Origin of the sequence: Flammeovirga sp. MY04 (assembly GCF_001682195.2) — a bacterium.
Classification (GTDB): domain Bacteria; phylum Bacteroidota; class Bacteroidia; order Cytophagales; family Flammeovirgaceae; genus Flammeovirga; species Flammeovirga yaeyamensis.
In genome coordinates, this window is the sequence record NZ_CP003560.2 from 2,618,346 (window position 1) to 2,632,339 (window position 13,994).

The window sequence follows — 13,994 nt, forward strand, 5'->3', positions numbered from 1 at the left end:
AATTTGTCATCGTTACTTAAATGGATGACAAATTCTTTTTTTTATTTTAAACTAAAACAATGAAATACTTCAAACTACTCCTTCTAACGATTTTCTTCTTTTCATGCGATTCTGGAACTTCAGAACAACAATCAAAAAATGAAAACCAAGAAGCAGAAACGATTTATTATAAAGACGAAATCATTGACGGTCCGGCGAATATCAGAGATAAAAAAAATGGTATTGTTGAATTGAGCCTTAATGATGGTGTTGCAGTTGATCTTGGTTTAATGAAAGACAATTGGTATGAAATCGGAATATGGATCGATAATAAAGGATACCAAGGCTTTATTCCTGCCAATGAAAAGATATACTCAAAAGGAAAATGGATTGGTACGACAAAGAGTAAAATCGAACCAATGTTTGCCGATGAAGAAAGCTTTTATTATGCAGGGTATACTTTTAAAGACAATATTAAAAAAGAGAGTCTTTTGGAAAATCAAGTATTTACTTTAATTGCACAAAATCACACTAAAACAGAATTTCTTCCCAAATTGAAAAAATTAGGTTTTGAAGAAATAGATGTCTTCAATCATGATGATTTTGTGTTTTATGGTGTATATGAAGATTTTGTAGTAGACCCGTCTCCTTTAGATAGACTATCTATCATCTTTAAAAACAACAAATTTATCGGTATCAAAAGCAGCCGTGATTTTAACTTTAGAGAAGGACATTTTTTCAAGTTAGAAAGAGGTTTTACCCTAAATTTAATTCCAGATTACGAAAATGGTGCTGAATTAAAAGATAAAATTAACGCTGTTTTAGGGCAGATTGATTAATTTTTCTGGTAGGGACGTTGCAGTGCAACGTCCGTACTAGGGCTATGCAAAACCTTTTCATATATCGTTAATTATCATTGTATTACCAAATAAATTAACTAACTTAAAGTCCTAGATACCGAGAAGTATTTATTCTCTCAATTATAAAGCAAAACTAAGTATCATGAACAAACTATTTTTTATCCTTCTATCTATTTTTTCAATAAATGCTTTTGGGCAAAAAGATCTTACTAAAACAGCTACACATATTGAAAAAGAAGGCAAATTATTATATCGTTCAGAGATGGCCTCGTGGCATGGAACTGATTTGTTTTTAGGCCAACATCAAAACAAACTTCGAAAGAAAGCACAATAAAAAGTCGATATTAATACAACAAAAACATTTTTTTAAACTATTAAAACCATGAAAAAGCAACTTATTCTATTCGGTTTATTACTATTTTCCATTTGTTCATTTGGTCAAGATATTATTGAACTAAAAGAAAAATCTGACTACAAAAAAGCAGAACCAATGGTAATAAAGATCTGTTCATTTCTATTTAATAATCCTGTCACTCATGAAAAAGAAACTAGACAAGCGGGTGCAAGCTATATAGTACAATGGATGTCTGGAACTCCAGACTATACCTTTACAGTTACTCAAGAAGGAATGCAATTAATTGGTTCAAAGCAAGAATATATGGCTTTATATATGGCAGCACAAACCATGGTAGTTTTGGAGAATAAAGATAAAAAATTGACTCCTGAACAAATTGAAAAAGGTGGAATAGATTTATTAATCAATTACTGTTCTAACCCTGCTAATAATATTAAGCTGAGTAAAAGCATGAAAAAATATAAAAAGAAAAATGGGGTTTAACCTACCTTCTACCTCATAAATAAAAAGGACGTTGCAGTGCAACGTCCTTACAAATACAGTTCTTATCTTTTCTCCAAATCTATATCAAATAGATCCGTAATGATCTTGCCCATCTTTTGCCCTTCTTTTTTATTGGCCGATGCAGTGGCCTTTAGTTGAAGTACTGGGACTTTCATAATTTTATTCAGTAAGTTTTTCGTAATCTTATCCACTTGTTTCTTCTCTTTAGAAGAAAGCTGACTATCGTATTTCTGAACTTCTTTATCTCTAATTTCTTCTAAGGTATTCTTTAATCCTTTGATGATAGGCGAGAATTCCATCTCTTGAGTTCTTTTATTGAACTCTGATAAAGAGGCTTCTATAATGGCTTCTACATGAGGGATCGCTTTGATACGCTTTTCTAAAGCTTTATCAGCACGAGCGTTGATATCGTCTACGGTGTACACAATAACGCCTGGAATCTCTTCTACATTTTCAGCTACAGAACGAGGAACTGATAAATCCATGAAGCATTTAAATGCTAGGATATCTAAAGAGGAAATGTTTTCCTTATTGAAGTAGTCAGCAATTGGAAGAGAAGAGATAATAACATCTGCTTCTTTTGCTGCTTTCCAAAGTTCTTCAAAAGGTCTTGTTTTATAACCAGTTTCTGATGCCAATTCTTCTGCCACACTAAACGTACGGTTCATGATTGTTACATCAGAAATTGAAGTGTTCTGAAGGTTTCTTACAGCATCCGTACCAATCTCTCCTAAACCTACAACTAGAATTTTTGGATCGTTGATGTCAGAAGTAAGCTCATCTAACATTTCAACCGCTGCATAAGATACAGAAGCGGCACCGTCTCTAAATTCTGTTTCGATTTGCACACGTTTGTTGGCATTAAAAATAGTATGCATCAAACGGTGAAGGTAAGGACCAGCCATTTCGTGATCGGCCGTCCATTGATAGGCTCTTTTAACCTGACTTGAGATTTGAATATCACCTACTACTTGCGATTCCAAGCCCATTGCTACGCGGAACAAGTGGTTTTGGACATCTTTAGGATCACATACCGATTCAAAATATTGATTTGCTTCAGTATCCTCAATCTCTTTTACCTTACAGATATTATTTATTAAGCTTACGGATATATCTTCATCGGCAATGTAATATGCCTCTGTTCTGTTACACGTAGAGACAAACAACAACTCATTTAGACGTTCATCGTTCTGATACGTCTTTAGAAGCTGTTCGCAATCGTCTTGTGATAACGATAATTTCCCTCTCACTTCGAGAGGTGTATTTTTATAAGATAATCGTATTGCCTTGAAATCTTTCATACCTGTTTAATAAGGGTCTGGGTACAAAAATACTACTTATGTAGCGTAAAATATAGGTTTATTTAAATTGATTACCAATTAATACTGTAAATCAAACTATTAGAGTAAAACTCTAACTCTGGAAAAGCAAAACTTTGAGAAGTGGAAATAGGTGTTAATTTTCCTCCTTTAAAATGCCCTTTGATACACTCTCCCATCATATTCCATTCTGATTGAGATTGTTCGTCAATATAATAACCGTTTTTATAAGAGAAAGTTAACCAAACACCATCGTATAATGCGGAATAAGCTACTGCAGATCCGATTACTTTCGATTGTTTGATTTCTCTTTCTTCCAGCATCGATTTACTTCCGTCTATGTAGAAAATCGTTACGTACATATCTTTAGGTGTATCGTTAATTACTTTTTTCTTTCTTACCTCTTCTAATGGATAAATCATTCGATCGCCACGAAGGTATAACGTCACAATGCGTTCCATTGGCATCAAACGTTCGTTAGGCATGTGATTTAGATAAAGTGGCTTTTCTGTCAGCACATTATCGTATTTATAATAAGGGTTGATACCGTAAGGTAAAAGTTCATCTTTTTCATCAAAACGTAAAACCAGACCGTATTTACAATTTTCGTAGAACTGATTTAAGGTCATTCGAATACAACCTCTTTCTACCAATTGTTGGTTTCTTAGTTCGCCGGTTTCACATTTACCTGTATATTGTTGCCACCAAGATTCAGATTGTTCATCATACAAGATGATATTACTCATTCGGATCATTCCTGAAGGAGCAAAAACCAACTCCCTTTGAAAACCATTTTTCTCAAATCTTCTTTCGTAGACTTTAACGGCATCGGTTAATGGACAATAAGTGATTGCTATTGGCATGCCTCCGATTCTATCGTTAATTACTTGATGAAACATCAAGAATTCCATCGGATAGGCTTTATGTTCTCTACCTTGAGAAACTACCACAACATTTTCGTCGCCTTTGTAGTTTTCTTTGGCTCTTTCCTCGTTATAAAACTTTGGTCGGTTAATGGCTTTAAAAGCATCTCTTGGAGTTAATGCTTGATATTGCCAAAGATTAAAATTGGTTTTATTTAGATCAGTGGTCCACTCATTTTTCACACCCACCCTATTCACTTGTGCCGTTAGACCAAGAGAAACACACATCAAAAGAAAAACGAGACGTACCGTTCTCATACCTAAAAATTCCAATTTGTTCATTAATTTAATTTATCTACCAATTTCGTTGAAAATTAGCAGAATACAAAAGTAATAAATGATGTTACAACCTTCATTTATTTTAAGTCATATTAATGGTAAAAAATCCTTGTGATGTAAGATAAAAATGAACTACTCTAATATTCTGTTGTACATAACCAACATATCTCTTCATTTTGTGGTTAATCTTCTTTAGAAAAATCTTAATCATCTATTTTCATCATACTTATAAACTAAAATTTTTTATACAATGCTAAAACAATTTTTTATCACTTCCCTACTTTTAATCACTTCATTCAATCTTCTTGCTTCTGGAACTGAAAATGCTCCAAACGAAGAATCTCCATACAATTTAATGGGAGAACATGACGGCAAAGGAATGTCTGTTGTTTGGGCAGTAAATGAATGGCCTGCTGGTTTAGAAAAAATGGTCATTAAAAAGAAAAGTACTTCTACCGGAAATGAATGGACAACTCTAACTAAAACACCTTTATCGCCAGGTGTTAAAGCCGACAAAGCTTTAGACAATGTTACAGACAATGCTGAGTTTTTAGCAGAAATGAAGCAATATCAAAAAGAAGAATTTGAAAAGAATGCTAAAGGACTAGCTTCATTATCTAACGAAAAATTGATGAAAGCTGTTGCTGATAATCCCAAAGTGATTTTTTGGGTAAACATGAACATTTTAGCTGAATATAAATTTGCTTTGATGGCAGGTTTTGGATTCAAAGAAATCAATCCTAAAAAAGAAGTAGTTACTTACGGATTATTCCCTGTAATAAATGGGAAAGAGGCTACTACTCCTGTATTAACCAAAGAATTTGATTTAAATGCAAAAACTAAGAATGATCCTGTAATTGCTTCTAAAAAAGCTGAAAAAGGTATGAACGATAAAGGTATCAAGATTGATGTTACATATGAAGCTTCATCTTTACCTGAACATTATGGACTTTATAGTGTATATCGTACAGAATCAGGTACAAAAGAAAAAGTAAAAGCAAGTAGAAACTTAAAAGCCATCGATACAAAGTTGGCTGAAGGTGAAAAAAACATCACTTTAGATTTCCAAGATAAAGAGATTGACAATACTAAAAAGTATACATACGAAATTGTAATTACCTCTTTATTTGGTATAAATGCTAAACCTATCACTGTAGAATATACACCTGCTGCACAATAGTAGTTGTGAATCACAAAAAAAAGTCCTAGTTGAAAATGTAATCAACTAGGACTTTTTTTGTGATAAAAGATTTTTATTTAATTGGTCTCGGAGTGAATCTTCCTCTTACCAAAGGTTCAATTCCAACAGCCATTCCTTTAATCACATCTACGATATTTTGATAATTCAATGTCTCTGCCTCATCATTTACTGTATGATAATAAGAGTCAAAATCAATATCAGTTGATGATATCGTATGAGCAATTACCCCTCTTTTTACAAAAGAAGCATTGTCAGATCTAAAATATAGATCCATATCCTCATAAGGATCAGCGAAGATTTTAAAGTTGATTCTATCTTTTAATACGGTTTGTGCCAATTGCTTACCCAATGTACTTTGATCATACCCCGTCATATATGCTTTTCTTTTACCATTAACTGACGGTTTGCCAATCATTTCGAAGTTAATCATGGCCTTAATATTTTTCAGTTCTTCATCTGACATTTGGCTAGCCATATACTCCGAACCTACCAAACCCATTTCTTCAGCTGTAAAGGTCACAAACAAAATCGATCTAGGGTATTTCATTCTTCTTTTAGCAAAATACTCTGCCAATTGTAATACAGCACTAACACCAGATGCATTATCATCTGCTCCATTGGCAATAGAATCGTTTTGAATAGGTTCTAAAATACCAATATGATCATGGTGTGCACCAATCATAATTGTTTCTTTAGCTCTTGGGCCACTTCCCTCTAATCGGGCCATCACATTTCTCATGACGATATTGTGGACCTTTTGCTGGAAAGTAAAACTTAGCTTCTTAAACTTTTCTCTAGAAGCAGGAATATCTTCTACCCAAACAATCTTTCGAGCACCATCAATTTCTTCCAAGTACTCTTTGTTAGACAGTTTGATTTTTAACTTTTTCATGGCAATTAGATTCATATCGCCTTGCACCCAAACAAAAGTAGGTTGATTCGATTTCATCAACTCCTTTCTTTTATCATTAAAATTTTCAGATTCCTTTAACGTCACTACCGAAAATTCTTTTTTCTTCTTTGATGCCCATTCCTCCACATCAGTATCAATAAAGAATTGATTACTCTTTACTGCTTCTTTATTGATAAGTAATGATTCAGAAATACCTTCTACAGCAAACTTTTTGATATTCTGAAAATAGGTACCGTCCTCACCTGCAGGAACAAGTCCAAGTTTTTCAAACTCATTTTTGATGTATTCTGTGGTTAATCGTTCTCCCTCAGATCCAGCTAATCGGCCTCTTAATTGATTACTGGCTAAAGTATCTACAATTTCTTGGGTTCTAGCGACTGAAATTTGCGCCTTTACATCATTTTGAAGGCTGAATATCAATGCAAAAAGAAGGATAAATGTTTGTACTATTCTCATGAACTATGAAGATATGTTAAGTTTTTCCCTAATGAATTTAATCGTTAGAAACTTTTTAAACTACATAATGTATTAATGATGTGTGACACGTTTCATTAATCATTGAGGTTGTGATGTATAAGTTTATTGCCTTATAACATACAATTTCAACATAAAAGTAAAGTAATTTACTTTAAAAAACATACCACTATGAAAGAATATACAACTGAGGTAGATGTTTTATTTACACAATTAAAAGAAGCTACTGACAAAAATATAATAACTGATCTTGAAAATTCAATTTTACAGATTTGGCAAAGATCGGATGATCCGTTTATGACAGATGTTTTTAGTTTAGGTACGGAACAAATAGCTAAAGAACGTTTCAACGATGCTATTGCTACGTTTTCTCATGCATTAATTTTCAATAAAGATCATTCTGAAGTATATAACAAAAGGGCCATTTGTTATTATATGAGAGGAGAATACAAAAAAGCGATGGATGATTTAAAAAAGGTACTAGAATTAGAACCTCGTCATTTTGCTGCACACTCAGGTTTGTGTACTATATATAGAGAATTAAAATTAGAAAAATTATCGTTGAAGCATATCGAGAAATTACTTAAAATTGTCCCGAATAAGGAAGGTTTAAGTTTACAGGCCAAAAGTATACGTCGCAATCTTAGAAAGAATTAAACCAATAATTGTTGGTCTTTCTTACTTGGATCGGGTGCCCCCGGTGGTAAAATAAAAATACCTGGCGGAAGATCTAAATCCGGATCATTAGGAGAAACAGGCCATCCACCATTATTATCGTTATCATCGTCGTCGTTATTTAGTGCAGAATCGTCTATATCATCTCTTTGAAAAAAGGTTTGATAAAATGACCAAACGGCTATACCGATAGCGAGATACATGAGTAACAATATAATGTGGAGATTTTCCATAAAGTAACAGAATGTTAGATATATATAAGGGTTAATGAAGTACCTACAATTTATAAATAAATGTAAATAAAAAAAAGAGATAGGATGTTAATTCTATCTCTTTTTTTGATCATTCTATAAATTACTTTCTCAAGTAAAATCTTTTTTCGTCGATATACTCTTTCAGCTTACCTAATTCTTCTTTAGATGTGATTTCTTGAATATTATCAGCCACCAAAGAAGCTCCTACTCTCTTCTCTATAAGGTTCAATACTTTGTATTTCCTCCATATAGGATCCTTTTTCACCTCTACAACGTCACCTACCGCAATTTTCTGAGACGGCTTTGGAACGTTGCCATTCAATAATACTTCTTCTTTTTTACAAGCATCTGTAGCTACTGTGCGGGTTTTAAACACCCTAACACACCAAAGGTATTTATCTACTCTCATATATTATTTAGTTCGGATACTTCACTTCTAAAAGAGTCCCTTTATTATAGATCTCTTCCTTTTCTAATATTCCGTTTTCATCAAAATATTTCCAAGTATCCAATTTTTTATCTTTGTATTGTTTTCCAATTTCACGAATCTGACCGTTTCTGTAGAATTTCTTCACTTCTCCATAAATATACCCTTTATCATATGGAACTTCCATTAAAACAGTACGGCCATCATCATAATATTCTAAATGAATGCCCACTAAACGACCTTTACGGTAACGTTCTTTGGTCATTAAAACACCCTCTTTATTATAGATTAGGCTTTCACCTTCCTCAAAACCTCCAGTAAACGACTTCATAGTTTTTAACTTGCCATTAGCATAATATGTTTTCCAAGGGCCATTTTTCAACTTTTTAATCATCTTGCCTTCCTCTTTTACTTTGCCATTTTCAAAGTATTCTTTCACTGTATTCTCTGTAGCATTTTTAGCAAATACTTCTTCGACCTTTAACGTTTCCCCATCGGTATAATATTGCTTCTGAACTCCCTTTTTAATCCCTTTTTGATAATTAAAGACTTGTTTTAAAGCGCCATCATCATAAAATCCTTTTGTAATTCCATGCATTTTTCCTTGTTGCATGTGTCCTTCTTTCAATAAGATTCCTTTTTCAGAAAACTCTCTGAAGACGCCTTTTTGTTCCTTTCCTAAAGCAGTGATCATTTCAGACTTCAACTGACCATCTTCATAATAGTTTTTATAGTTTCCTGTGGTTCTTCCCTTCACAATTCGGTTTTCTGACATCAGTTGACCACTCTCATAATATTCTAATCTCAAACCGTGTTCAATGTTATTCTCAAAGGGAATCACTTGTTTTAAAACTCCAGAGGTATAAAATTCTTTCGATTCACCTTCTAGTTTACCATCCACAAAATCACTTTCTTTTTGAACGGTAGTCGATTTTGGAAAGTACGTATAATATTTTCCATCAATTTTACCTTCTTTATAGGTGCCTTTCTGCTTGAGGTTTCCTTCTTGATCGTATACTTTCGTCACTCCATTTCTTACCTCTCCCAACATTTCTGATTCATTCATCAACTTGCCAGAAGGGTAATATTCTTTCCAATAGTTTTTACTGATATTATGTTCGATCTGAACAGTTCCATTAGGAAAGAACTTTTTCATAGTGCCCACCATTTTATCTTGTTTAAAATGTGCCACTGTCTTTTTCGCTCCTTCTACATAAAAGGAAACATATTCCCCCTGCTTCAGGCCATTTTTATATTTAGCTTTGAAGTGTACTCGACCATTTTCAAAAAACTCATAAAAATCGCCATTCAACTCCCCGTCTTTGTAATTCGATTTTACTATCAGATTATCTGATCCTGGAAAGTAGCGTTTGTATTCTCCGTCTATTCTGTTCGAATCTCCATCCAATACATAAAACTCTTCTGCAACGATTCCCGCCCAATCATCGTAATACGTTTTGATGAGTGTACGTTCTTTCGACTGACCGTTTACACCAAAAGGAATTACAAAAATTAAACAAAAAATATAGATAAAATTCTTTTTATATTTTAGGTACTTCATAAGTTTGTATGGATTCAAAAATCTATGGATCATTAAGTCAAATTACTATACTGATAGTGGATTTAAGAGAGGATTAACCTCATTACTTCTTCAAAGATCAATTATCATTCCTAGTATAACAAACATCTCTACGTTTCCTAACTTAATTTAAGTGAAAAATGAACTTACATATTAAAAATAACACCTATTCATTTGCAGAAATACAACAAGGAAACTTCCAATTGGAAGGAGATGATTTGATAGATCCGATATTACTTTTTTGCTTTGAGTGGTTAAATCAAACAGAAACTTTTAGCTTACAATCTTCGGGGTCGACCGGCACTCCAAAAGAAATTCAGATTCTTAGAACACAAATGAAAAGCAGTGCAGATGCAACAGTTGAATTTCTTGGTTTAAAAGCCAACGACCACGCACTTGTATGCCTAAACACCAATTATATTGCTGGTAAAATGATGTTGGTAAGATGCATGGAACACAACATAAATGCGACCATCGTTCCACCATGTTCTGCACCTTTTAGAGAACATCTTTTGCCCAAAGCATTTGATTTTATCGCAATGGCACCCATTCAGGTGCAGTTTTCTTTAGATTGTGCGGGTGATCACCCTGCCTTTTTACAGACCAAGAAGTTAATTATTGGAGGTGCTCCGATTACAGAAAGCCTAGAAAAACGTATCAAACAAGAACTTTCGAATACAGATGTTTATCATACCTATGGTATGACAGAAACGGTATCACATGTTGCTTTAAAGAAAATTCATCAGCAAGCGGATTCGTTTTTCCATACGCTTCCGAATGTAGTTATTGGACAAGACGATCGTAAGTGTTTATGGGTTCAAGGTCCAATGAGTAATGATGTCAAACTGCAAACTAACGATGTGGTACGTTTAATTAACGATACTACTTTTGAATGGCTTGGAAGAGCAGACAATATCATCAACAGTGGAGGGGTAAAAGTGCAAGCAGAAAAAGTAGAGAAAAGTATCAACGAAGGTCTAAAAAAGATAGGTTATCAGAATATTTTAATGTTTGTGGGAGGTCTACCCAATGAGAACTTGGGAGAAGAAGTAACTATTTTTATTGAAGGGATTACCTTAAAGCAAACAGAAATTGATCAGCTTCTTGATATCGTCAAAAAGCCTTTAGACAAGTATGAAGTGCCAAGAAATGTTGTTTCATTATCCAATTTTGAGAAAACGGATACCATGAAAATCAGAAGGAAAGCCACTATTCAAAAGTTTATTGAGCAGCAGTAGATTTAGAACCTACATTAAAACCTAAGATGTAATCCTGTAAGTTTTGATCAGCTGCCAACTCAAGTTTTTTCTTCAAGCGGTATCTTGATGTTTTCAAACTATCTTGAGAAATCCCTAATAGATTGGCACATTCAATTAAACTTAAGTTTAATCGAATCAATGAACAGTGTCTTAAATCGTGTGAGGTTAAAGCAGGATGTGCTTCTTTTAACTTGATATTAAAGTCTTTATGCACTCCATCAAAATAATGCTGAAACTCTTCCCAATCTTTATCGGTTTTCTCACTTTGGTCCAGCGTATGATGCACAGGTTTTAATACCTTTTTTAAATCGGGACTTGTTTTCTCTACCTCTTTTAATTGCTTTCTCAAACTCTCCATAAAGTTGTTTTTCTCTACAATATTAAGAGTCACCACCGTTAGGTTTTTATTTCTTTCTTCGAGCAAATCGGATAATTGTTCTGCTTTTAACTGAGTGTTTTTAAGTTCTGCTTCTGCAATAAACTTTTCAGCTTCGAAGATCATTTGTTTCTTTTTGTAGATCTCCTGTTGTTGTTCCATGATCTTGGTTCTTTGAGTGGCAATCTCTTTTGCCCTCATCTCTACCAAATACTCTAAACGCTTCCCTTTTTCTTTGAGGTTCTTAAAATACCTTTGAATGAGTACGACGATCAAAGCAGCCACTACAACAATGAGTAAAACAAAAAACCAAGTCTTTTTATAAAATGGAGTGATTACCCTGAATTTTAACCTAGCGGTATCGCTCAGTAACCTTCCCATTTGCTGAGCTTTAACCTCTAATTCATAATCGCCATTGTTTAAGGACAGCATGGATAACTCATCTACTTTAGATGGTAAAGTCCACAAGGAATCTGCCGACTTAATTCGGAACTGATATTTTACATTATTGGAAGGAAATTCCTGTATATCATACTTAATTTTGATGTTGCTTTTATAAGGCAATATCAATTGATCGTTGGTCCACAAACGCTCCTCTTTATTTTCGATAGTGAACAGTCGGATATCAGGTATTTTGGTTTTTCTTTGAAGCAAATCCGAGGTCTCACTCACCACCAATCCTTTTTCCGAAGCTATCCATAATCTCCCTTCAGAATCTGATTCCAACCCTTGCACTTTTATAGCATTTGATGGCAATCCATAAGTTTTATCAAAATATTGAACCTTTGCATCTTTCAATCGAATAATACTATTGTAACTCGCCAACCAAATAGCATTGTCAGGTGTTTGTTCTATGGCTTTGTAAGGCGTATTTCTATTTAAACCTTCGTACCATAACTCCCTCAATACAATTTCTTTTGATTTATCTGATTTTGAAAAATAAAAACAACCATCAGTAGTGGCCAAATAAACTTCTTGTTTTGTTATTAGAAGATCGTTGACTGTAAGATCTTGATTTACTTCTCTTGGAAAGTGTAAATTGATTTTTTCAAAATCTTGGGTTTTATAATTAAATTTTGATAGTGTTTGATGTTTCTTTTTCCCTCCTAAATAAAAGGTCTCACTTTCGTTTCCTTTAATCACAAAGGTACTCTTCAGAAAGTCTTTTTGGACACTACTTACTTCTTTACCATTTAATTTGATAAGTCCCTGATCGTATTCTGCAGCCGCCCATAAATGATTCTCTTCATCCACAAACATAGAGATAATTGATCCTCTAGCATTGACCTTATCCACCTTTAAAAAGGCATTTTGATTTAATGGAGAAGAAAAGATATGTCCATCGTAGGTTCCTATATATAGTTCTTTATTATAAATAGAAAACACCCTCGATCTTTCTGGACATTGATACACAAAAGTCTGTTGCCAATCATTATCCATCCACTCTAATTGTCGAATACTATCGCCCAAAGAAATAAGTACTTTACCTTTAGTAACCTCTTTTGCCGATTCAATAATTTTGTGTTTGTCTACAATATCAATCGACTGAAAAGGTACTTCCTTTAGGAGCCCAATATTTTCGGTACTACTCACCCAAATACCTTGTCCTTCTACCTTTTCCAAGTCTATGATATCTTCGATACCATTTAAATATAACTTTCTCTTTTTGGCTGTATTATTTGTTAGATCTACAGCATATACCCCGTTATTCCAAGTACCTACAACAATTAATTCCTCATCAATTCGACAAACGGTAGATACATCTTTTATATCACATATTAATTTCCAAGAAGTGACTTGCCCTTCTCTATTCACTTTCATCTCGAAAACACCTTCTTTGGCACCAATTAGAAAAGTTTTGAAACCGACCTTTTCAGTGTAAGCGATATTATGCAACAGTAATGGTAGCGTCACTTTTTTTAGGCGATCGTTTTCTTTATCAAACTGAAAAACACCTACATTATACCCAAACATCCATGTTCTATCATATCCGTCTACTTCAAAAAGAACGGAACGGACATAATGCGGAGATTGAGATTGTCCCGATAATGTGTAACGGTGAATTTTATTATTGACATAATGAACTACAGTGGAAGTTTCTCCAATCCAATATTCATTTTTATTTACCTCATAAATACTTTTGGGATAATAAAGTGTATTGGGCAGAAGGGTTGCAGATCCATCTATGATTTGATTGATCTCGTACTGATTGCCTTTTGAAGTAATCTTACCTACTCCTAAATCATGAATCACAAAGATAGAGTGATCTTTTCCCCTGCTTAATGATTTGATATAATGACTGGGTAATTCAGAATGTATAAAAGTAGTCGTTGTCCCATCAAACTTCATTAAACCATTATCGGTAGCCCCCCAAATGAATCCATTATCAGAATGTGAGATAGATTTTAATTGTTCTGAGATGAGTCCTCCTTCCACAGGATAGAAAACATATTCACGTAATTGTGAATAACTTTTTGATTTTGGGATCAAAAAGAAAAAAATACTCACAATAATTAGAATTTTGCTTTTCATGTAGATGGTTAATTGATAGGTTGTTCACAAATGTTTAAGTCATTCACAAAGGGATAGTAATTTGTGAATAACTTTTCGAAAGGAC

The 13,994-nt window shown here is 33.6% G+C and carries 13 protein-coding genes; 6 read left to right on the forward strand and 7 right to left on the reverse strand.

Annotated elements, in window-relative coordinates; all coding sequences use genetic code 11:
- Positions 1–59: 59 nt before the first annotated feature.
- The 3 genes from MY04_RS10615 to MY04_RS10625 all read left to right on the forward strand — a co-directional run bounded on the left by MY04_RS10615 (position 60) and on the right by MY04_RS10625 (position 1,677).
- Entirely contained in the window at positions 60–818 is a 759-nt protein-coding gene (locus MY04_RS10615) for a hypothetical protein (protein ID WP_066209490.1), read from the forward strand.
- Between the two features lie 163 nt (positions 819–981).
- Positions 982–1,173, forward strand: a complete 192-nt coding sequence (locus tag MY04_RS10620) for a hypothetical protein (protein WP_066209492.1) — start codon at positions 982–984, stop codon at positions 1,171–1,173.
- Between the two features lie 48 nt (positions 1,174–1,221).
- The gene (locus tag MY04_RS10625) at positions 1,222–1,677 is read left to right on the forward strand and encodes a hypothetical protein (RefSeq protein WP_066209494.1); all 456 of its coding nucleotides are present in this window, start codon (positions 1,222–1,224) and stop codon (positions 1,675–1,677) included.
- A gap of 62 nt (positions 1,678–1,739) precedes the next feature.
- Here MY04_RS10625 and hemA read toward each other — a convergent pair whose 3' ends face one another.
- Both hemA and MY04_RS10635 read right to left on the reverse strand, forming a co-directional pair.
- Positions 1,740–2,999, reverse strand: coding sequence for a glutamyl-tRNA reductase (gene hemA, locus MY04_RS10630; protein ID WP_066209496.1), 1,260 nt, complete (start codon positions 2,997–2,999; stop codon positions 1,740–1,742).
- Between the two features lie 71 nt (positions 3,000–3,070).
- Positions 3,071–4,222, reverse strand: a complete 1,152-nt coding sequence (locus MY04_RS10635) for a DUF3179 domain-containing (seleno)protein (protein WP_066209498.1) — start codon at positions 4,220–4,222, stop codon at positions 3,071–3,073.
- A 247-nt stretch (positions 4,223–4,469) separates the two neighbouring features.
- Between MY04_RS10635 and MY04_RS10640 the strand changes: the two genes are divergently transcribed.
- Positions 4,470–5,399, forward strand: a complete 930-nt coding sequence (locus MY04_RS10640) for a hypothetical protein (protein ID WP_066209500.1) — start codon at positions 4,470–4,472, stop codon at positions 5,397–5,399.
- A gap of 73 nt (positions 5,400–5,472) precedes the next feature.
- Here MY04_RS10640 and MY04_RS10645 read toward each other — a convergent pair whose 3' ends face one another.
- On the reverse strand, positions 5,473–6,789 hold the full coding sequence (locus tag MY04_RS10645; RefSeq protein WP_066209502.1) for a M28 family metallopeptidase: 1,317 nt from the start codon (positions 6,787–6,789) through the stop codon (positions 5,473–5,475).
- Between the two features lie 189 nt (positions 6,790–6,978).
- On the opposite strand from MY04_RS10645, the gene MY04_RS10650 reads away from it, so the two are divergent.
- Entirely contained in the window at positions 6,979–7,464 is a 486-nt protein-coding gene (locus MY04_RS10650) for a tetratricopeptide repeat protein (protein ID WP_066209504.1), read from the forward strand.
- On the opposite strand, the gene MY04_RS10655 is transcribed toward MY04_RS10650, so the two are convergent.
- The 3 genes from MY04_RS10655 to MY04_RS10665 form a co-directional block, all read right to left on the reverse strand.
- On the reverse strand, positions 7,461–7,685 hold the full coding sequence (locus tag MY04_RS10655) for a hypothetical protein (protein WP_158297652.1): 225 nt from the start codon (positions 7,683–7,685) through the stop codon (positions 7,461–7,463). The two genes, MY04_RS10650 and MY04_RS10655, sit on opposite strands and share 4 nt — an antisense overlap.
- Before the next feature lie 151 nt (positions 7,686–7,836).
- Positions 7,837–8,145 carry an RNA-binding S4 domain-containing protein gene (locus MY04_RS10660; protein ID WP_066209509.1) on the reverse strand — a complete coding sequence of 103 codons (309 nt, stop codon included), beginning with the start codon at positions 8,143–8,145 and terminating at the stop codon, positions 7,837–7,839.
- A 7-nt stretch (positions 8,146–8,152) separates the two neighbouring features.
- Complete coding sequence (locus tag MY04_RS10665) at positions 8,153–9,724, reverse strand: toxin-antitoxin system YwqK family antitoxin (RefSeq protein ID WP_066209511.1); 1,572 nt, start codon at positions 9,722–9,724, stop codon at positions 8,153–8,155.
- 158 nt (positions 9,725–9,882) lie between these two features.
- Between MY04_RS10665 and MY04_RS10670 the strand changes: the two genes are divergently transcribed.
- Positions 9,883–10,980, forward strand: a complete 1,098-nt coding sequence (locus MY04_RS10670; RefSeq protein WP_066209513.1) for an AMP-binding protein — start codon at positions 9,883–9,885, stop codon at positions 10,978–10,980.
- On the opposite strand, the gene MY04_RS10675 is transcribed toward MY04_RS10670, so the two are convergent.
- A complete protein-coding gene (locus tag MY04_RS10675) occupies positions 10,964–13,909 on the reverse strand; it encodes a ligand-binding sensor domain-containing protein (protein ID WP_066209515.1) in 2,946 nt (981 codons plus the stop codon). The genes MY04_RS10670 and MY04_RS10675 overlap by 17 nt on opposite strands.
- Between the last annotated feature and the right edge of the window lie 85 nt (positions 13,910–13,994).